13 protein-coding genes are annotated in these 21,972 nt (G+C 48.7%); 8 read left to right on the top strand and 5 right to left on the bottom strand.

Annotation, left to right across the window (positions count from 1 at the left end; translation table 11 throughout):
- Nucleotides 1-125: 125 nt before the first annotated feature.
- Together EJL91_RS15795 and EJL91_RS15790 are read left to right on the top strand one after the other, a co-directional pair.
- Entirely contained in the window at nt 126-329 is a 204-nt protein-coding gene (locus EJL91_RS15795) for a helix-turn-helix transcriptional regulator (protein ID WP_125142931.1), read from the top strand.
- Entirely contained in the window at nt 326-817 is a 492-nt protein-coding gene (locus EJL91_RS15790) for a DUF6773 family protein (protein WP_125142930.1), read from the top strand. Before EJL91_RS15795 ends, EJL91_RS15790 begins: the two co-directional genes overlap by 4 nt.
- A 98-nt stretch (nt 818-915) precedes the next feature.
- Here the strand turns inward: EJL91_RS15790 and rpoC are convergent, their stop codons facing one another.
- From rpoC to EJL91_RS15775, 3 genes are all read right to left on the bottom strand, one after another.
- Nucleotides 916-4,560: a DNA-directed RNA polymerase subunit beta' gene (rpoC, locus tag EJL91_RS15785; RefSeq protein WP_125142929.1), complete on the bottom strand. Its 3,645-nt coding sequence runs from the start codon at nt 4,558-4,560 to the stop codon at nt 916-918.
- A 19-nt stretch (nt 4,561-4,579) separates the two neighbouring features.
- Nucleotides 4,580-8,452: a DNA-directed RNA polymerase subunit beta gene (gene rpoB / locus EJL91_RS15780; RefSeq protein WP_243125397.1), complete on the bottom strand. Its 3,873-nt coding sequence runs from the start codon at nt 8,450-8,452 to the stop codon at nt 4,580-4,582.
- 614 nt (nt 8,453-9,066) lie between these two features.
- Nucleotides 9,067-10,755: a sigma-54 interaction domain-containing protein gene (locus EJL91_RS15775; protein WP_125142928.1), complete on the bottom strand. Its 1,689-nt coding sequence runs from the start codon at nt 10,753-10,755 to the stop codon at nt 9,067-9,069.
- Between the two features lie 536 nt (nt 10,756-11,291).
- On the opposite strand from EJL91_RS15775, the gene EJL91_RS15770 reads away from it, so the two are divergent.
- Together EJL91_RS15770 and EJL91_RS15765 are read left to right on the top strand one after the other, a co-directional pair.
- Nucleotides 11,292-12,701 (top strand): sodium:solute symporter family protein, encoded by a 1,410-nt coding sequence (locus EJL91_RS15770; protein ID WP_125142927.1) that lies wholly within the window; start codon nt 11,292-11,294, stop codon nt 12,699-12,701.
- Between the two features lie 138 nt (nt 12,702-12,839).
- Complete coding sequence (locus tag EJL91_RS15765; protein ID WP_125142926.1) at nt 12,840-14,405, top strand: HAL/PAL/TAL family ammonia-lyase; 1,566 nt, start codon at nt 12,840-12,842, stop codon at nt 14,403-14,405.
- An 80-nt stretch (nt 14,406-14,485) separates the two neighbouring features.
- On the opposite strand, the gene EJL91_RS15760 is transcribed toward EJL91_RS15765, so the two are convergent.
- Entirely contained in the window at nt 14,486-14,827 is a 342-nt protein-coding gene (locus EJL91_RS15760; RefSeq protein WP_125142925.1) for an enolase-like domain-containing protein, read from the bottom strand.
- Between the two features lie 21 nt (nt 14,828-14,848).
- Between EJL91_RS15760 and EJL91_RS15755 the strand changes: the two genes are divergently transcribed.
- Entirely contained in the window at nt 14,849-15,742 is an 894-nt protein-coding gene (locus tag EJL91_RS15755) for a hypothetical protein (RefSeq protein ID WP_125142924.1), read from the top strand.
- Between the two features lie 245 nt (nt 15,743-15,987).
- Nucleotides 15,988-16,446, top strand: coding sequence for a hypothetical protein (locus EJL91_RS15750; RefSeq protein ID WP_125142923.1), 459 nt, complete (start codon nt 15,988-15,990; stop codon nt 16,444-16,446).
- 74 nt (nt 16,447-16,520) lie between these two features.
- On the opposite strand, the gene EJL91_RS15745 is transcribed toward EJL91_RS15750, so the two are convergent.
- Nucleotides 16,521-18,197: a sigma-54 interaction domain-containing protein gene (locus EJL91_RS15745; RefSeq protein WP_243125395.1), complete on the bottom strand. Its 1,677-nt coding sequence runs from the start codon at nt 18,195-18,197 to the stop codon at nt 16,521-16,523.
- A gap of 532 nt (nt 18,198-18,729) precedes the next feature.
- On the opposite strand from EJL91_RS15745, the gene EJL91_RS15740 reads away from it, so the two are divergent.
- Nucleotides 18,730-20,385, top strand: a complete 1,656-nt coding sequence (locus EJL91_RS15740) for a BCCT family transporter (protein WP_341467018.1) — start codon at nt 18,730-18,732, stop codon at nt 20,383-20,385.
- A 30-nt stretch (nt 20,386-20,415) separates the two neighbouring features.
- Nucleotides 20,416-21,957 carry an HAL/PAL/TAL family ammonia-lyase gene (locus EJL91_RS15735; RefSeq protein WP_125142922.1) on the top strand — a complete coding sequence of 514 codons (1,542 nt, stop codon included), beginning with the start codon at nt 20,416-20,418 and terminating at the stop codon, nt 21,955-21,957.
- Nucleotides 21,958-21,972 lie beyond the last annotated feature (15 nt).

Below are 21,972 nucleotides of genomic sequence, written 5' to 3'. Positions count from 1 at the left end.
AATGCGTCAGTTGTATGCTATTTACCTGCTATTTACCTGCGTCAGTTGTAATATTACGCAAATGCAATATATATTTGACATATAGCAATATATATATTATAATGTGCAATATAAAGGAGGCTCACATGAAAAACAAAAAAATGAAAATCGCCCGCATAGAATGTGATCTGTCCCAGGAACAGCTGGCGGAAAAGACAGGCGTCACCAGACAGACAATCGGTATGATAGAGGCGGGTAAATTCAACCCCTCATTGAATTTATGCATCAGTATCTGCCGGACACTACACAAAACATTGGACGAATTATTCTGGGAGGAGGAAGATAAATGAAATTATTTAAGAATAACATGGATGAAAGACAGACACTGGAGATGCTTCAGTCTAGAAAAATAACATGCTGGATCTTTTACATACTGCTGCTCGTATCTCTGATCATCCAGTCCTGGTTACTGAATCTGCCGTTTGCCTATTATGGACCCGAATTTTCAATCCTGCTGATTGGCGGAGCTTATTTAATTATTTCCGATATACGCAGGGGCGAATGGGAGGACTTTACCCACATGAAGCCTGGAATCAGGGCTTATCTGCTCTGGTCGGCAGGTTCGGCAATAATTGCTTCCGTTATTTTTACGATACTGCAGTATATCCGTCTGTCAGCCTCCGGCAAAGTATTGCCGTTTTCGGATATACTCCTGTCTTCCGGCATATTTATGATATTTATATTTTGTTTTGCCTTTGCAGTCCTTACTTTGGTCGGAACATTGACCAAAAAGCAGAGGAAAAAACTGGATGAAAAATATGAAGACCCTGAAGATTAGAGGCGGTGGTAAAGAGCCAGGTTAATTTTGCAGAAAAGAGCCTAAAATCGTAGTACAAAAAACGGCAGACCGGACTTAACATCCGGCCTGCCGTTTTTTTATTCTTCGCTTAAATCATCCTCATTCAGAACAATTCTGTCTGCTTCGTCAAGAATATCCAGGTCGATTTCGTCGTCGGCCAGCATAATCTCATCCTCTTCTTCCACATCTGTATTCAGCTTGATGGAGCGGTATCTCTTCATACCTGTTCCTGCAGGAATCAGCTTACCGATGATAACGTTCTCTTTCAGGCCGATCAGCTTATCGACTTTACCGTTGATGGCTGCTTCTGTCAGAACCTTTGTCGTCTCCTGGAAGGAAGCGGCTGACAGGAAGGAATCTGTAGCCAGGGAGGCTTTTGTGATACCGAGCATAACCTGACGGCCGATTGCCGGTTCTTTACCTTCCGCGATCAGAGCCTCGTTCATATCGTTGTAATCCAGAACGTCCATAGAGGTTCCCGGAAGTACATCCGCATCTCCGCTCTCCTCGACCTTAATCTTCTTCAGCATCTGGCGCACAATCATCTCGATATGCTTATCATTGATTTCTACACCCTGCAGACGGTAAACTCGCTGAACCTCCTGGATCATGTAATCCTGAACGGCGCGGACGCCTTTAATCTTCAGAATATCATGCGGGTTTACACTACCTTCTGTCAGCTCATCGCCGGCCTCAAGGTAAGCGCCGTCCTGAATCTTGATTCTGGAACCGTACGGAATCAGATACGCCTTGGAATTTCCTGTTTCATTATCTGTAATGATGATCTCACGTTTCTTCTTTGTATCTTTAATTGTTGCAATACCTGCAAATTCAGCAATAATTGCAAGTCCTTTCGGCTTACGTGCCTCGAAAAGCTCCTCGACACGGGGAAGACCCTGTGTAATATCGCCACCGGCAACACCGCCCGTATGGAACGTACGCATGGTCAGCTGTGTACCAGGCTCACCGATGGACTGAGCGGCAATAATACCGACTGCCTCACCTACCTGAACCGGCTGTCCCGTCGCCATGTTCGCGCCGTAGCACTTCGCGCATACACCGATATGGGATTTACAGGTCAGGACGGTACGGATCTTAATGCTGTCCCTTCCCTGTTTTTTGAGTGCCGCCATAACGGCTGCCGCACGCTTCGGAGTACACATATGGTTTGCTTTGACAATGATTTCTCCCGTATCGGGATCTGTGATTGTCTCTGCAATGAAACGGCCTGTGATACGCTCTTCGAGCGCCTCAATCGTCTCCTGACCGTCCATGAAGCCTTTAATCTCCATGAATGGGATTTCTTTTCCTTCACAACAGTCCTCTTCACGTACGATCAGATCCTGTGAAACGTCAACAAGACGTCTTGTCAGATAACCCGAGTCGGCCGTACGCAGCGCCGTATCGGACAGACCTTTACGCGCTCCATGAGCAGAGATGAAATACTCCAGTACGTCAAGACCCTCACGGAAGTTGGACTTGATAGGAAGTTCGATGGTATGGCCTGTTGTATCGGCCATAAGTCCACGCATACCTGCCAGCTGTTTAATCTGTTTATCAGAACCACGGGCTCCGGAATCGGCCATCATGTAGATGTTGTTGTACTTATCAAGTCCGGTTAACAGGTCGTGGGTCAGCTGATCATCGGTAGCCTTCCATGTCTCGATAACTTCTTTGTAACGCTCTTCCTCTGTGATAAGACCACGGCGGAAGTTCTTGGCAATCTGGTCAACGGTAGCCTGGGCATCTTCAATAAGCTGCTTTTTGCTCTCCGGCACGGTCATATCGGAAATGGATACGGTCATGGCGGCTCTTGTGGAGTACTTGTAACCAATTGCCTTGATATCGTCAAGTGTCACGGCTGTCTGTGTTGCACCGTGGATATTGATAACTTTTTCAAGAATCTGTTTTAACTGTTTCTTACCTACGTGGAAATCCACTTCCAGCTTTAACTCATTTTCTTCGATGTTTCTGTCCACAAAACCGAGATCCTGAGGAATAATCTCATTGAAAATGAAACGGCCTACGGTAGACTCAATGATACCTGTCTTAACAGTGCCGTCCGGCATTCTCTTCTGCACTCTCACTTTGACCTTGGAGTGAAGTGTAACCTCGCCGTTCTCATAAGCCAGAATCGCCTCATTTACGCTCTTGAAGGCCATGCCTTCGCCTTTTGCTCCCGGCCTTTCCTGTGTCAGGTAGTAGATACCAAGGACCATATCCTGTGAAGGAACGGCTACAGGTCCGCCATCCGACGGTTTTAACAGGTTATTAGGAGACAGCAGGAGGAAACGGCACTCTGCCTGAGCCTCTACGGACAACGGCAGATGAACGGCCATCTGGTCACCGTCGAAATCGGCGTTGAAAGCGGTACAAACAAGCGGATGGAGCTTGATTGCCTTACCTTCTACCAGAATCGGCTCGAAAGCCTGAATACCAAGTCTGTGCAGTGTAGGGGCACGGTTTAACATAACCGGATGCTCCTTGATAACGTCTTCCAGTACATCCCAGACTTCAGGCTGGAGACGCTCTACCATCTTTTTCGCATTTTTAATGTTGTGCGCCGTACCGTTGGAAACGAGTTCCTTCATAACGAACGGCTTGAACAGCTCGATCGCCATCTCTTTCGGAAGGCCGCACTGGTAAATCTTCAGTTCCGGTCCAACAACGATAACGGAACGTCCTGAATAGTCAACTCGTTTGCCCAGAAGGTTCTGGCGGAAACGGCCCTGTTTACCCTTTAACATATCGGAGAGGGATTTAAGGGCTCTGTTTCCGGGACCTGTAACAGGTCTGCCACGTCTGCCGTTGTCGATGAGTGCGTCGACTGCTTCCTGGAGCATACGTTTCTCGTTCCTGACAATGATGTCGGGAGCGCCCAGTTCCAGAAGGCGTGCAAGACGGTTGTTACGGTTGATAATTCTTCTATATAAGTCGTTTAAGTCAGATGTTGCAAAACGGCCGCCGTCCAGCTGTACCATAGGACGGATATCCGGCGGAATTACCGGAACCACGGTCATAATCATCCACTCCGGTTTGTTGCCGGAGTTTCTGAATGCTTCAACTACTTCCAGTCTCTTGATGATACGGGCGCGCTTCTGGCCTGTGGCATCCTTTAACTGTTTTCTTAAGTCTTCGGAATCCTTCTCAAGGTCAATAGCCTGTAAAAGTTCCTGGATCGCCTCGGCTCCCATTCCCACACGGAAATTGCCGTAGCCGTACTTCTCAAGCTCGTCGCGGTATTCCTTCTCGGATAATACCTGTTTGTACTGCAGGCTGGTCTTGCCCGGATCCAGTACAACGTAGGAAGCGAAGTACAGAACTTTCTCCAGTGTTCTTGGAGATATATCGAGAATCAGACCCATACGGCTCGGGATTCCCTTGAAATACCAGATATGGGAAACAGGCGCCGCGAGGGCGATATGGCCCACGCGCTCCCTGCGGACACTGGCTTTTGTTACTTCTACGCCGCATCGGTCACAGATTACACCTTTATATCTGATTTTTTTATATTTACCACAATGGCATTCCCAGTCTTTGCTGGGTCCGAAAATCTTCTCGCAGAACAGACCGTCTTTTTCCGGCTTTAATGTCCTGTAGTTGATGGTCTCCGGCTTCTTTACTTCACCGTGGGACCACTCAAGGATCTTCTCAGGGGATGCCAAACCAATCTTGATTGCATCAAATGTCAATGGCTGATAAGCTTCGTTTGTCTCTGGCATGAACAGTACTCCCTCCTATTTATTCTTCATCATCAGAATCATCTTCGTCGTCCTGAACGTCGTCTAAATCATCCTGAATTTCTGCAAAGTCGTCGCTGTCATCTGTAGTTTCTACAGCCGCTAATTCTCCGTCCTTAAATTCCTGCTCCTGGTAACCAAGGGTTCCGAGAGACTCATTCTGGGAGTAATGTTTGCTGTCACTTTCAAGGATAGAACGGATATCTGTATCGCCATAGTCGATTGTTTCGGCCAGCTCCACTTCGGAACCGTCCTCTTTGAGCACTCTGACATCCAGGCCCAGGGACTGAAGCTCTTTAAGAAGTACCTTAAAGGACTCGGGGATACCAGGCTCAGGGATATTCTCACCCTTGATGATTGCCTCATAAGTCTTAACACGGCCTACAACGTCATCTGACTTCACTGTCAGGATCTCCTGCAGTGTGTAGGATGCACCGTACGCCTCGAGAGCCCAAACCTCCATCTCTCCGAAACGCTGGCCGCCGAACTGAGCTTTACCGCCCAGAGGCTGCTGTGTAACGAGGGAGTATGGTCCGGTAGAACGTGCATGAATCTTATCGTCTACCAGATGGTGGAGCTTGAGGTAATGCATGTGTCCGATTGTTACAGGGCTGTCGAAATATTCTCCTGTACGGCCGTCGCGCAGACGCACTTTACCGTCGCGTCCCAGAGGCACGCCTTTCCAGAGCGCTCTGTGCTCCAAATGGCTTCCCAGGTATTCCATCAGCTTCGGATCAGCCTTATCTTTGTATTTCTCTTCAAATTCTTCCCAGGAACTGTTAACATAGTCGTTGGCCAGTTCCAGGGTATCCTGAATATCAATCTCGTTAGCGCCGTCGAAAATCGGTGTGGACACGTTGAATCCAAGAGCTCTTGCAGCAAGGCTTAAATGGATTTCCAGAACCTGTCCGATATTCATACGTGAAGGCACGCCCAGAGGGTTAAGAACGATATCAAGCGGACGTCCGTTCGGAAGGAACGGCATATCCTCTACAGGGAGCACACGGGAAACAACACCCTTGTTACCGTGACGGCCGGCCATCTTATCACCTACGGAAATCTTACGTTTCTGTGCGATGTAGATGCGGACTGTCTCATTCACGCCTGGTGAAAGCTCGTCGCCGTTCTCTCTTGTAAATACCTTGGCATCTACGATAATACCGTAAGCGCCGTGAGGTACCTTTAAGGAAGTGTCACGCACTTCTCTGGCCTTCTCACCAAAGATGGCACGCAGCAATCTCTCTTCAGCGGTAAGTTCTGTCTCTCCCTTTGGAGTAACCTTGCCCACCAGGATATCTCCTGCACGGACCTCGGCGCCGATACGGATGATACCTCTCTCGTCCAGATCTTTTAATGCATCCTCGCCGACACCGGGAACGTCTCTTGTGATCTCCTCCGGTCCCAGCTTGGTGTCACGGGCTTCTGCCTCATATTCTTCAATATGGACGGAAGTGTAGACATCCTCCTGCACCAGTCTCTCGCTTAAAAGAACAGCATCCTCGTAGTTGTAACCTTCCCAGGTCATGAATCCGATTAACGGGTTCTTGCCCAGAGCGATCTCGCCGTTGTCTGTGGACGGGCCGTCTGCGATAACTTCTCCAACCTCGATATGATCGCCCTTGTAGACAATCGGTTTCTGGTTGTAACAGTTACTCTGGTTGCTTCTCTTGAATTTTGTAAGATGGTAAACATCTCTGTTTCCATCGGAATCTCTCTTGATAATAATCTCGTTAGATGCGGAACGCTCAACCACGCCTGCATTTCTGGCAACCATGCAGACACCGGAGTCAACCGCCGCTTTTCCTTCGATACCCGTACCAACGACTGCTGCCTCTGTCTTCAGAAGCGGAACGGCCTGACGCTGCATGTTGGAACCCATCAGCGCACGGTTGGCATCGTCATTCTCCAGGAAAGGAATCATGGACGTAGCAACAGAGAACACCATCTTAGGAGAAACGTCCATCAGGTCGATTCTCTTCTTCTGGAATTCAGATGTCTCCTCGCGGAAACGTCCCGATACGTTATTATGAATGAAGTGGCCTTCTTCGTCTAACGGCTCATTCGCCTGTGCTACAACGAAGTTATCCTCTTCATCTGCCGTCAGATATACAACTTCTTCTGTTACGACAGGGTTGTGCGGATCTGTCTTGTCAACGACACGGTAAGGCGCCTCTACAAATCCGTACTGGTTTACTCTTGCGTAAGTTGCAAGGGAGTTGATAAGACCGATGTTCGGACCCTCGGGAGTCTCGATAGGGCACATACGGCCGTAATGTGTATAGTGAACATCTCGTACCTCGAATCCGGCACGGTCTCTGGAAAGACCGCCAGGTCCCAATGCGGAAAGACGTCTCTTATGTGTCAGCTCAGCCAGCGGGTTATTCTGATCCATGAACTGGGACAGCTGGGAACTTCCGAAGAACTCCTTCACTGCCGCAGTTACCGGCTTGATATTAATTAAGGACTGTGCGGAAACACCTTCCATATCCTGTGTGGTCATTCTCTCGCGAACCACACGCTCCATTCTGGAGAGACCAATACGGTACTGGTTCTGTAAGAGTTCGCCTACGGCACGGATACGTCTGTTGCCCAGATGGTCGATATCATCCGCGTTACCGATGCCGCCTTCCAGGTGCATATTATAATTGATAGAAGCAATAATGTCTTCTTTCGTAATATGCTTTGGAATCAGATCGTGGATATCTCTCTTGATCAGTTCTTTTAATTCTTCCTGGGATCCAGCTTCTGCCAGAATACCTTCGAGGATTGGGTAGAATACTAACTCTGTAACGCCAACCTCTTCCGGATCGAAATCCACGTAGGAAGCAAGGTCGACCATCATATTGGAAAGAACTTTGTGGTTCTTTCTCTCGCCCTGAATCCAAACGTAAGGGATGGCTGCGTTCTGGATGTCGGTTGCAAGCTGTTTATCAACTACAGTACCTTTTTCCGCAAGAATTTCACCGGTTGACATGTCTACGACATCTTCACCCAGTGTCTGGCCGGAAATACGGTTTTTAAAATGAAGTTTCTTGTTGAATTTATAACGGCCTACCTTCGCAAGGTCATATCTTCTGGGGTCGAAGAACATGCTGTTCAATAAGCTCTCTGCACTGTCGACGGAAAGAGGCTCGCCTGGACGGATCTTCTTATATAATTCCAGAAGGCCATCCTGATAATTGCTGGATGGGTCTTTCTCAAAGCTCCTCTCCAGCTTCAGCTCCTCGCCGAACAGTTCTGTGATCTCTGCATTGGTTCCATAACCCAGGGCACGGATCAGGACGGTTACCGGAACTTTTCTTGTTCTGTCCACGCGGACATAGAAGATATCGTTGGAATCCGTCTCATACTCAAGCCATGCTCCACGGTTCGGGATAACCGTACAGCTGTAAAGCTCCGTACCAACCTTATCATGTGCAATACCGTAATATATACCAGGGGAACGTACTAACTGGCTTACGATAACACGCTCAGCGCCATTGATTACAAAGGAACCGGTGTCGGTCATAAGCGGCAGATCGCCCATGAAAATCTCATGTTCATTAATCTCGTCTTTATCCTTATTGCAAAGTCTAACCTTTACTTTTAAAGGAGCAGCATAAGTTGCATCACGTTCCTTACACTCTTCGATCGTATATTTGATGTCATTTTTACACAGTGTAAAATCTACAAAGTCCAAACTCAAGTGCCCGGCAAAGTCTGCAATCGGGGAGATGTCAGCAAACACTTCACGAAGGCCCTCATCGAGGAACCACTGATAAGAGTTTTTCTGAATCTCAATCAAGTTCGGCATTTCCAGAACTTCTTTTTGTCTTGAGAAGGTCATTCTTACACCTTTACCGGCTTTCACCGGACGCATCCTGCTTTTCTCCATTCGACGTTTCACCCCTGTTTTCTTTCTATGGTTTAATTTTGGGCATACTTCGGCCTTATGAGCCTAGCTTACCACAATAGTGCATTTTTCATCTTATCATGAAATAATTAGTGTGTCAAGGAAATTTTTGCCCAAATTTCCTATATTTATGCGGGTGGAGATATGAAAAAGCCGGACGCTGGATTGGCATGGAGGGGCGGTCCTTGGGCAGGGGGATCGCTGGGGAGAATGCCAAGGATGATTATTACGGGAAACGCTTGCGCTCGGTGAAGTGCGTAGCTGCACTAGACTCGTAGAATACCTCGTCAAGTGCAGACGGACTTCAAGGTTCCCTGCATAATCATCCTTGGCATTCTCCCCCCTCCACTATGTTCTCTCGGGACCGTCCTTCCATGCAATCCGGCTGGTTGTCCTCTTTTTCATGGGGAAAAGGTATTGTCGAGACCGGACGGGTTTTGTGGAAAATCAGGGGGCTGGATGCTTTAAAATGTCTATGTAAATTTTTTCTGACCTGTCGATATTTCGCTTACCCGACCGTATCATTCCTCCTTCAAACTCTGTCGTGAACCTTTCTCATTTTCCCCACTTTCCTGTTCCTGCGCTCCTTCCTTACTTTAATTTATAATCCCATATTTCCGTATCCGGTATTGCAGGCTCTGACGTTTAAGTCCCAGTTTTTTCGCCGCCTGGGTGACGTTCCCGCAGTAATGGCGCAGCGTCTCCGTGATGATTTCCGACTCATAGTCTTCCATCTGTTCCTGCAGCGTGCCTCCGGCCAGTTTCCCGGGCCGCCCGCTCCCCGGAGTTTCCTCTCCTGTCCGCGCCGTTTCTCCCGTTCCCCGATCCGCGCCCGTCTCTGTTTTCCTGAAGCAATAGGCCGGAAGATATTCCAGGCGGAATACACGGTCCGCGGCCACGTTCATCGCGTAATCCACCGCATGGAACAGTTCCCGGACATTGCCCGGCCAGGAATACTGCTGTAACTGCCAGAGCACAGCCGGTTCTATCTCGTTGAACGGAAAGGCATACTCCCCTTTAATCTGGGCAATATGGTACAGAATCAGTTCTTCTATATCCTCCGGCCGCTCACGCAGAGGCGGTATTTCCAGAATAATGGTTGCTAGACGGTAAAATAGGTCGGAACGAAGCTTCTGCTGCTCCATCAGCAGAAACGGATTCTCATTGCAGCTTGAGATTACCCTCACATCTGTTCTGTACTCTCTGCTTCCGCCCACCCGTCTGTACGTTCCTTCCTGGAGGGCGCGCAGTACCTTAGCCTGCATGCTGAGGCTCATAGAATTTAGTTCATCCAAAAACAGCGTTCCCTTATCTGCTTCTTCCAATAGGCCTTTTTTATCGGCGCTTCCGGTAAATGAGCCTTTTGCCGTCCCAAATAAAATACTTTCAATCAGGCCTTCCGGTATAGCCGCACAATTGAGGGCTACAAACGGCGCTTTTTTTCTGGCGCTTGTCCGGTGGATGCTCTGTGCTATAATCTCTTTCCCTGTTCCCGTCTCGCCTACAATCAGGACATTATTATTCTGATATGCCACTTTTTTTGCCAGTTCCCTCAGCTTCTTAATTCCGGGATGATGGCCTATCATGTTGTCAAAGCTGTATCCGGTGTCCCGGCGGTAATCGGAGGACTCGGAGACCTTCTCCTTCACCGCATTCTGAAGCTTTTCAAGCTGTTCCGCCTTGCGGTAAATAACTGAAATATTTTCTTCCAGGGCCAGAGCCGCAATCGTCTTTCCACCCATTTTTACCGGGAACGCAGAGTTTACTGTAAACAGTTCCGTTCCCTTTCTGGAATAATAATGCTTGAATCTGTATCTCACAGGCGCCTCCATACGAAGGGCCTCCAGGGTCGTGCTGTCGTCGGCCTCCACGTCGAATACATCCAAAAGATGTTTTCCTTCCACCGCCCCTTCATTTTCAATAATCTCTCTTGCCACACTGTTAAAATAAAGAATATTGCCGTGTTCATCATAAATCTGAATGCTCTCGTCCAGTGTATCAAACACTTTCTCATAGAGCAGACGCCTTCCCAATCCCCTCTTCAGCAGAAAGAGACGCCTGCCCTCTTCCAGTTCCTCCGTCTGATACCGGAAAAGTTCATTGTGCCAGGTAACACTTTCCTCTTCCCTGTTCCATGAAAACTCGGTAAGGGTCTCCAGCGGACACCCCATATATTTACTCCAAAACGAGTTATATTTCTTTTCAAGCTCTCCGTTCCCCCAACGGATTCTGAGCAATCTGCATTCCGAGTCCGTAAGAAGACTGATATCATATAAATCTGCCATGTCTCCACCTCCGCCTGTTCTTTGGTCTTAACTTAGCATAATTGCCATGTTTTGTCCATCTCAACTGCAAAAAATATTTGCATATGCAAATATTTTTTGCAGTTTTTAGAAAACAAGATGTAGTTTTTGCCTCTTATATGCGGAAAGCGCCTCACGCTTTTTCTTACCATAATGTAAATTTCCCGTTTTTTAATCTTTATTTCTGTTTATCTCCTATTTATCCTGACTGCTTCTTGTTCAGCCCCAGTTAAACCGTTTAAATTATCCGTTTCCCATTTTGGAATGTCTTTTTTCCTTATTAAATATAAATTTTCCGGCAGTCAGGAAATCGCATATTATGCACACCACAATATTTTGCAAAATCCTTCCGCTGCTTTCTTTCCTATCTTTTCCATCGAAGTCTGTTCTTCCAGGTATGGCTTCGTCAGCCTTGTATTTTATAATTGTAAAGTTTTTTTATATTTTCCCATCATTCCGAAAATTCTGGCACGCCTCTTGCTTATTAATCAGGTATAAATTCAAAGGAGGAATCTTTCATGTTAACGGTAATTCTAATCTCGTATCTGGTAATCATGTTTGGTGTCAGCGTGTGGGCAAACAAATTCAATTCTTCCACCGAGGACTTCCTGCTCGCCGGACGGCGGCTGGGCGTTTTCCTGGCAGCATTTACCCTGGCCGCGACCTACTTCGGAGGCGGATATGTGGTCGGCCTGGGAGCCGAGGCCTATTCTTCGGGAATGATTGCATGGTACAACGGACTGGCCGGCGCCGTCGGCATCCTGGCCGTATGCCTGGTACTTAAGAAAATGGAAGGAATGCAGCTTTACACGGTTGCTGAAATTCTGGAGACGAGGTATGGCAGCCCATTGCTCCGTTTTCTCTGCGCAATGCTGTCGCTCCTGGCCCTGGTTGGAATTCTGGCCGGACAGGTAAACTCTGCCGGAAGTATTCTTTCTTCCATCGGCATCGGAAGCCCGGTTGTGGGAGGGCTCATCGCCGCCGCATTTTTTATCGGCTACACCGTAGTCGGAGGACTGTGGGCCGTCACGATCACAGACTTTATCCAGATTATCGTAGCCGGAGCGGGAATTATTGCCGCAACTTTTTTCACCATTCGTCATCTGGGCGGCTGGGGAGGTCTGGTGGATGCGGTGAATGCACAGACAACAACAAATTATTTCACGATGACACAGGGCGTTGAACCCTCCTATATTCTCTACCTCATCCTTCCGATGTTCATCTATACCCTGATCGGACAGGACGTTTACCAGAGATTATTTGCCGCTAAAGATACAAAAACGGCCAAAAAAGCCGGGATCATGGCATGTGTGATTGTGGGCATCCTCACCTTTTTTCCGGTTCTTCTGGGCATCGCAGGCAAAGCCTTGTTCCCGGAGCTTGAGAATCCTTCCCTGGTGGTTCCGCAGATTATTTCCACCATACTTCCTCCGGCTCTGGGCGGAATTACGCTGGCAGCCGTTATAGCGGCTATCCTCTCTACCGCCGACTCCATTCTGACGGCCGCCACATCCCATGTAATCGGCGATGTTTACCTCCGATTTATCCTGAAGGGAGAAGCAACCGACGATGCAAAACTGCTTAAAATGTCCCGTCTCTGGACCCTGATTATCGGCCTGATTTCAGTATTTGTCGCCCTGATGCTGCCAAATATCCTGAACCTCCTGCTGCTTTCCTACACTATTTATACAGCCGGCGTATTCGCCCCGGTCGTAGGCGGCCTCCTGTGGAAAAAGGCTACAAAAGAAGGCGCGTTTGCGGGTCTGGCAGGCGGTCTGCTGTTTGTAGTTCTGGGAATGAACGGCTTTTCCGTTTTCGGCGTGCCGTCCGATATCATGAGCTGCTTTTTCTCCGTGATTATTTTTGTCATTGTTTCATTATTTACATACCGGCCGGGAAAAACCGGAACAGCCGCTTCAGAAAAGTAAAGGAAATAGCAGAACGGGAGGCAGAAATTACAAATATGCAGACTGTGCGAAAATCCAGAAAAAGCTGCGGCGCTGTATCCGATTGTCGGAAATATGCTCCGCACTATATACAAATAAATTAATAAAGGAGACTGAATTATGAAAATTGAACTGAACAATCCATCAACATTAAAGGAAATCACGCTGACTGACTGCAAAAGACTGGGACTGGACGACTTTATGGCCGTTGTCCGTTTCCATGCAAAGGTTGCTTTTTCGGAAGAGTTCTGTGAAAAAATCAGAGCCAACCGCCGCCTGATTGACCGATTTTTGGAGGAGGGACGCATTATCTACGGCGTTACCACCGGCTTCGGAGAAAATGTCAGGTATACAATCAAGCCGGAGGATGCCCGAACTCTCCAGAAAAACATCGTCCGCTCCCACTCCTGTGCCGTTGGGACTCCGCTTACCGAAGAACAGGCCAGAGCCGTCATGTTTATGACAATTATCAACCTGGGCCACGGCCATTCCGGCATCCGTCTTGAAACGCTCGAACTGATCCGCGATTTTCTCAACAATGACCTGGTTCCCTTTGCCCCCGGCGAAGGAAGCGTAGGGTATCTCGGAGTGGAGGCGCATCTTGCCATGGCCTATATCGGAGAAGGGCATGTCCTTGAGAACGGAGAAAAAATCCCGGTGCTCCAGGCAATGGCCGCAAAGGGGCTGGCCCCCATTGAGCTTCAGTGTAAAGAGGGACTGTCCATGTTAAACGGCACCATCACGGTTACAGCCCTTGCCCTGCTGGCATCCTACGACTCCATCATTTCGATGAAAAACCTGGAGATAGCAGGCGCGCTCTGTTTTGAGGCGCTCCGCGGGACGACAAAGGCCCTGGATGTGAGAATTCACAACAACAAGGAGCATGATGAACAGAGAGCCTCGGCAGCAAACCTGCTGCGTTTACTGGAAGGCAGTGAAATCAGTGAAACACACAGAGACTCCAAAGTTCAGGATGCCTATGTGATGAGAGGCATGCCTCATATCCACGGCGCCGCTTACCGGCTTGTCAAGGAGGCATATGAAGTGATTTTAGAGGAGATGCATTCCGTCAGCGACAATCCGGAAATCTTTGATACGGAAGACGGAAGGGGTGAGGCCCTGATGTGCGGTAATTTCGACGGTTCCTTTGTCGGTTCCCACGCAGACATGATTGGAATGGCCGCTGCAATCGCCGGAAACCAGGCCGAGAGAAGTATAGACCGTATGGTAAACCGCAACTTAAATGACGGTCTTCCCGCTTTTCTCGTTGCCAACCCGGGCCTGAACAATGGTTTCATGATTCCTCAGTATACGGCTGCCGGGCTGCAGAATGAAATCAAGCTGCTGGCTATCCCGGCTTCCATCGACTCTATTCCTACCTGCGCCGGGCAGGAAGATCCCGTCTCCATGGCGTATAACGCCGCAAAAAGAGCCGGTGAGGCGGTACGGAAGCTCCAATATATTATTGCAATCGACATCATGGTTTCCCTGCAGGCCATCGACCTCCTGAAACCATTGAAACAGGGCAAAGCAACTGCAAAAATTCATGATTTTATCCGTGAAAAAGTGGCTTTTGCCGAAAATGACCGGTTCTTTTATCCGGATATTGAATACATTTACTCGCTTGTCAAGGATGGTACCCTGATTCAGCTTATTGAAGAGGAAACAGGAGCAATCAACCTTTAAAACTCTCATACTGCTAATTTCATACTGACTAAGGACGGGGGCGCTGCTGATGCAGCTCCCCCCGTTCCTTCTGAGATGTCTCAGCAGACCCCTCTCATCACTTCATATAGATTGCTTTTCAGCTCAAAACCAATTCCCGGCACATCGGGCAGCGTAATGTAACCGTCCACCACAGGCACATCATCGGCAAAACCGCCGAATGGCTGAAACACATCGGGATAGCACTCATTTCCTCCCAGCCCCATGCCTCCGGCAATGTTCAGGCAGAACATATGGCCTCCGTGGGGGATGCAGCGCCGCTTATTCCAGCCGTGGATATCCAGCATATCGAGAATTTTCATATATTCTACCAGTCCATAACTCAGGGGGCAGTCAATCTGGATGTAATCACGGTCCGGCCTCAGGCCGCTGTAGCGTATCATATTCTGCTTCAGATGAATCAATTGAAGGAACAGAAGCGTCAGGTGCTCAAAACGGCAGTGGATTCATTTCTGGCTCTTCCTGTATTTCTGCCGGGACGCCGCGCTTTTCAGGAAAAATACCCTCAGATACGGCTAAGCTGCCTCTACTGCGGCTGCTCGGAAATCCAGGCGGCACTGGAACGCGAGGGCTATCAGGTGGGCATCTGTCTGGGAGATTCGGATTCCTTCCACTCCGGCGAACTGGCGGCAAGGATGGACGGGGTTCTCTACGTATGCAACCAATCACAAATGCCCCATATCCTGCGCCACATCAGTCCGGAGAAGGTGATTTTACTGGATATGCAGCCTTCCGCCCAGTTTTATCTGCAAATCACCTCCATACCGGCCGGATCGGATATTTATGTCTTTAATAACCGGCAGCCCTATATTGATTCCCTGATCGGACGCTGCTGTGAAATGGGGCTGAACCAGTATCACTATATCCCGGTTCCCTATGCATCACTTTCAGAGGAAATTCTGATACACTATCTGTCCGAAGCGGAATATGTCATCGGGGTGGACCGGATTCTGGACGCTGTGCTGTGGTCGGAAAAATACCGGGGCTGTCTGCGGGAAAATGTGATGACAATCGGGGCGAAACGCGTGGTCTCCATCGAGTCCACCTGCAATATGATTAAAAAGGTCAATGAAACACTGTTCGATTACTTCACCGTGCAGCTCGATGAGCTTTTAGTCTCTTTCCATCAGGCCAAACACGGGGAGACGCTGTATACTCATTTTAAAGAGCTGGAACAGCGGCTCTGCGCCGTCCGCGAGCCCCTCTGCCCGGAGAAAACAACGTATAAAGATAAAAATATGGAGAGCATTATACTGCGTTCCGCAATGAGCCAGCTTGTGGCTAACAGGGATGTGTAATTCAGGATTTCGTACAAAAGACCCACGAAAACATCTCACGTAATACTGCTGGCGGGCATTAAGGATAAGTTGAGCCGGTCTTATTTTCCTTGCCAATTCCACCTTCTGATGCTATAATAGCGATAAGTGCGGTTATTTTTTATGGTGTTTAAGGACAGGCTGTGGTTTTCAACGGAAAGGGGCTGTTTTCCTGTCGCTTTTTATTCCCGCCATATCCCACCGCTATAATTTACGGAGGTATTTTTATGCAGACAATTCTGAACGTAGTGCTCATCATCCTGGTCATTGCAGTCATCGCTCTGGCAGTACTTTATTACTTCGGCAGGAAGATGGAAAAGCGTCAGGCAGAGCAGCAGACCATGATGGAAGCTGCAAAACAGACGGTTTCGATTCTCGTTATTGATAAGAAGAAGCTGAAAGTTAAAGAGTCCGGTCTTCCCAAGACGGTAATCGATCAGACTCCCTGGTATATGAAAAGAGCCAAGCTCCCGATTGTCAAGGCAAAAGTCGGACCGAAGGTCTTAACACTTATTGCAGATGACAAGGCATTTTTACAGCTCCCTGTCAAGACAGAAGCCAAGGTTGTAATCAGCGGCCTGTACATAACGGATGTCAAGAGCGTCCGCGGTGGTATCCCGCCGATTCCAAAGAAAAAGGGATTCTTCGCCCGGTTTAAGAAAGATAAGAGCGAGAAAAAGAGTTAAATTATAACAGACATAGAAAGACTGCCGCGCAGATAGTGAATCTGCTGACGGCAGTCCTTTTTTATTAATTCACCCTAGATTATAATGCCATATTTTTTAATCCTATACTGCAGCCCCTGCCGATGAATTCCAAGTGCCTGGGCAGTCTGTGTAATATTATAATTATACTCTTTCAGCGCCAGCCGGAGCACCTCCCCCTCAAATTCATCCATGGTTTCCTGGAGCGTCTGGTGTGCATATTCCTGCTGCATTGCGGGTAAAGCTTTCTCTTCCACTCCCTTCTCGGTAAAAAGGAAGTCCGGCAGGTGCTCCGGGCGGATTGTATCATCATCGATCACATTCAGTACATAGTCCAGAACGTGAAACAGCTCCCTCACGTTTCCCGGCCAGTTGTAGGAAATGAGCCGCTCCACCACCTCGGGACTGATATGGCGGATCGCTTTTGCATAGGTAAATGAATTCTGTCCGATATAATAATAAATCAGCTCTTCGATATCTTCCGGATGTTCCCTGAGCGGAGGGAGATTGATCGTGATTGTGGACAGACGGTAAAAAAGATCCTTGCGCAGTAAATTCTTCTCCAGCAGGGTATATGGATTTTCATTGCAGGAGGAAATAATCCGCACATTGAAAGGAATATCCTTAGTCCCTCCCACTCTGCGGAATGTTCCTTCCTGGATAACCCGCAGAAGTTTGGACTGCATCGCCATGCTCATGGAATTGAGTTCATCCAGAAACAGTGTTCCGCCGTTCGCCTCCTCAAAGTAGCCGGCCTGTTCCACACTGCCGGTAAAACTCCCCTTCTTGGTTCCAAAGAGCAGACTTTCAATTAAAGTGTCGGGTATGGCTGCGCAGTTAATCGGCAAAAATTTCTTTTTCCTGCGAGAACTCTCCCGGTGGATGCTCTGGGCAAAAATCTCCTTTCCGGTTCCCGTCTCGCCGTTCAGGAGCACCGTACATTCCCTGGGAGCCACTTTTTTAGCCAGCCTGACCGCACTCTGCAGCTTTTCTCCCTTTCCGATAATGTGGTTAAAGGAATAACCGGAAAAGTTCCCGGAGCAGTCGCCGGAGGCCTCGATCTCTTCCAGAGACTTGCGTATTGATTCCATCTCTGAAATATACCGTCCCGCTATATTAACATCCTGCTCAAATGCAACGCTGCCGATCAGTTCCCCATCTTTAAAAACAGGGTATGCCGAATTCGCCGTACGGATATTTTTCCCCGTTGCCGTCTGGAATGACCATATTCTGTTAATGACAGGGGCCTTAAGCTTCAACGAAGTCATAACCGTGCTGATCTCCCTGGAATAATTATACAGATCAAACAGGTTCTGCCCTTCCACCTCCTCGTCCGCAGGAATCGAAGATATTTTGCGGCTGCAGGAATTCAGGAATACAACGTCCCCATTCTCATCGTAAATCTGAACTCCCTCATGGATACAGTTCAAAGCCTCCTCGTATAGATACGCCTTGCTGCCCGCCCTTTTCAAAAGATAAATCTCCCGGTCTCTGGTGCATCTGAGGCGCAGGTACAGAAACTTCTCTTTTTCCCAGTAAAGTTCTCCCTTCTCCGCATCCGTCTTCCCCCGAAATATAGAGGTAAGCTTCTGGCCTGTAAAACTGTTCCACTTCTCAGAATAAACGTTCTCCAGTCTCCGGCATTCCCAGACAATCTTAACTATGTTTCCGTTTCCATCCGTCCCGAGTATAATATCTGCTATTCCATTCATATCCCCTTTGTTATTGTTCACGTCTCCGTTCTCCCGTGTGACTGTTTTGTGCAGTATGCCTTTGCTGTGAACTCTAACTCTCCTTTCCCTGTTTTTACCTGAAGCTTTTTCCTGAAACTTTTTCCTGAAACTTTTTCCTGAAACTCAAAAATCTGCTACTCTATTTCCTGCATATCGATTAAAATAAAAAGTAACGCTGTTTTACGCTGGTACAACCAGGAATTTCCATGCACAAAAGAATGAAAACACCTCTCCGTTTATTACATTCTGTACAATTAAAGTAACATACTTGGTCAGCGAAGTCAAATAAGTGCAATATTTAAATGCGTTAATGCAATTCTACATTGCATCCACACAGGCTTTTTTATATTTTGAGATGCTTTTTCAGCCGCAATCTACGCGTTTTGAACCATATCCGGCTTTTTTTGCCGCCTTTGACACTGCATTTTGCCAAAAACAGATAGTCAAAAATCTGGCACGCTTCTTGCTTTAATATAATGTGTACAGCAAAACACATGTTTTTACAGAAAGGAGGGTACAGAACGGGAGCGTTTTGTACAACAGCACTATGAATAAGTCGAAGGAACCAAAAAAAGCCGTGAACCTTGGTGTTTTTATCCCCTGTTTTATCATTCTGTGCGGCTCGGCCGTAATCGGAATGATTAACAATGAGTGGCTTACCTCGATTGCCCAGGGTATCTTTACCTGGTCGCTTGACAACTTCGCCTGGCTCTATCAGGCAGTTGCAATAACCACCTTATTTCTCATCGCCATACTGACATTTTCAAAGTATGGAAGAATCCGTTTCGGCGGCCCGAATGCTAAGGCCAAATACTCCTTCGGGAGCTGGTTTGCAATGACGCTGACGGGAGGAATCGCCACCGGCCTTATCACATACGGGGTAAATGAAGTCCTTGTTTATTACGGGGATGTATGGGGCGAACTGAGCGGAATGGGCATTGAACCGTTTACCGACAAAGCGGCGTTCTTTTCCATGGGAAGAGTCTTTTACCACTGGACGTTTATCCCTTATGCGATGTACGCTTTATCGGGTTTAATCATCGCTTACATGTATTTTAACCGCCAGAAGGAGCTGTCCGTCTCGGCTTCCCTGATTCCCCTGTTTGGCGAAGCCGTAACAAAGGGATTCTTCAGAGGGCTGGTGGATACGCTTTCCGTGCTCTCCATCGGACTCGGCCTCGCCGCCTCACTGGGAGCCGGGCTTGCATTGATTGGCAGCGGCCTCCATGCCGTTTACGGAATCCCGCAGGGACCGGTTTTGTGGTTCCTTTTAGCCGCAGTCATCACCGTTACCTTTACCATCGCTTCCGTATCCGGCCTGGATAAGGGAATCAAATGGCTGGCAGGCCTTACCTCAAAAATTTTTTATATCCTGCTGTTTGTTCTTTTCATCATCGGCCCCACGCTCTACATAATGAACCTCGCCAATGTGGGGATTGGCGAATGGATGGATCACTTCTGGACCTGGGGATTTGATCCCTATCTGGCAGGAGGAAAGCCCCTCGTTATGTGGTGGACGATGTACGCCTGGGCCATGTGGATCGCGTATGCCCCTCTGATGGGAATCTTCTTTGCCATGATCGCCTACGGCAGGACGGTCCGTCAATTCCTCGTCATCAACTGGATTCTCCCTTCCGTCTTCGGCGGCGTATGGTTTGCCGTGTGGGGCGGTACTGCTCTTGACTGGCAGATGTCGGGGAAAGTCGATCTGGTGGCCGCAATCCAGGCCAATGGCGCAATGGCCGGTCTCTGGGAATTTTTAAAAGCCGTCCCCCTGGGATTTATCATTATCCCGGTGGTTATGATAACCCTGATAGCCGCATTTGCCACCACAGCCGACACCATGTCCACCACAATCGCAGCCGTCTGCACCAAGGGAGCCAGACATGATGAGGAACCCGCCCTCTGGCAGAAAGTCCTCTGGGGCGTTACCATCGGCCTGATAGCCGCTATCATGGTAGCCTTCGGCGGCGGAGAACAGGGAATTAACGGGGTGAAATACTTATCCGCCTGCGGAGCCTTTGCCGTCCTGGGGGTGTTTATTCTTCAGATATTTTCTACGATTAAGGTATTCTTTTTCGACAAAAACACTCAGAAGGACATTGAGGACGCGGACAGCGGAGAACAGACGGAAACAACCAATGAACCGGATACCGGTATCCACATGGGTGCCGGAATAGACAGCTAGATTATTTGTAATATTGGAGGAAACACATCTATGAATACTGCTAACAGAATTAAGTCTGTAACACTCGGAGGCGTAATAACGATAGAAGAACTGGTTGCCATTGCAAGGTTCAATGCCACCGTTGAATTCTCAGAAACATATAAAGCCAGAGTAAAAGCCGCCAGAGAGCTGGTTGAAAAATGGACGCGGGAAAAACGGGTCATGTACGGCATTACCACCGGTTTTGGTATCCTGTGCGACAAACTCATCTCACCGGAAGAGACGTCCCTGCTCCAGAAAAATGTCATCGAGGCTTCCGCAACCTCCATAGGGGAACCTTATACCGTCGAACAGTCACGCGCCGTCATGGTCGCGGTGCTTCAGAACCTGGGCAGCGGTTACAGCGGGGTACGTCTTGAAGTGCTTGAAATGTACCGTGAATTTTTGAACCGGGGGCTGGCTCCCTGGGCTCCCAGGGAGGGTTCCGTCGGCTATCTCTGTACGGAAGCCCACCTGGCCAGAACCTTGTACGGAGCTGGCAAAATGTATTATCGCGGCCAACTGATGGATGCCTCCGAAGCGCTCAAACTGGCCGGCCTGAAGCCGATTAGCCTGGAATCCAAAGAGGGGCTGTCCCTGATTTCAGGGACGTCATCCCCCACCGCTCTGGCTACCCTGGCTCTGTATGACATGCTAAAAGCATCAAAAGCAGCTGATATTATCGGCTCCATGACTCTGGAGGTTTCCAGAGGCCAGTTACCCGCCTTCGATGAACGTGTTTCAAAAGTCAGACCTCACCGCCATCAGGCCGAAACAGCCGCGAATGTACGCCGGCTCCTCTCCGGCTCTCCATTCAGCGCCTCCGCCCAGGGACATCACCTGCAGGATCCGCTGTCGCTGCGCGGCATTCCCCAGCTTCACGGGGCGGCTAAAAAAACGCTGGACGACGCAAAAATGACATTGGAGGTTGAACTGAATTCCTGCAGCGACAATCCCTTTGTATGGCCCGATATCAGCGAGCCCGATATTATTTCAAGCTGCAACTGTGACGCTTCTTATGTGGGACTTGCCATGGATTCGAGCTGCATCGCCGCCACCATGCTCGCCAAGATGTCCGAGCGCAGGAACACCCACATGATAGACGGCAATATGTCCGGCTACCCATGGTTTCTGGTAAAGCAGCCGGGACTCAACTGCGGAATGATGGTTCCCCAGTATTCCCAGGCCGCAATCCTGAATGATATGAAAATCCTGTCCGCCCCCGCAACCGTCGACAGTATCCCCACCTGCGGCAACCAGGAAGACTATGTATCCATGGGATATAATGCGGCCAAAAAAGCCGTAACCGTAGCCGAGAAGCTGGAATCCGTTCTCGCCTATGAACTTTTATCGGTCTTTGCGGCTCATCAGTTTATTGAGGAAGGAGTTAAACCGGGAAAAGCGGCAAAAGCTCTTCTGAAAGAGATGTCCCTGCATATACCGGCTTTAGACAAGGATATGTTTTTCCATCCTTATATCTGCTATTTGAAAGAGTTTATCCACAGCGGAGAAATCCTGGCCATCGCCGAGGAGGCTGTGGGGGAACTGTTCTGAGTATCCTGGGAGGAG

This window comes from Clostridium transplantifaecale, assembly GCF_900626075.1.
Taxonomy (GTDB): Bacteria; Bacillota; Clostridia; order Lachnospirales; family Lachnospiraceae; genus Otoolea; species Otoolea transplantifaecalis.
This window is presented reverse-complemented; position numbering and strand designations above follow the sequence as displayed.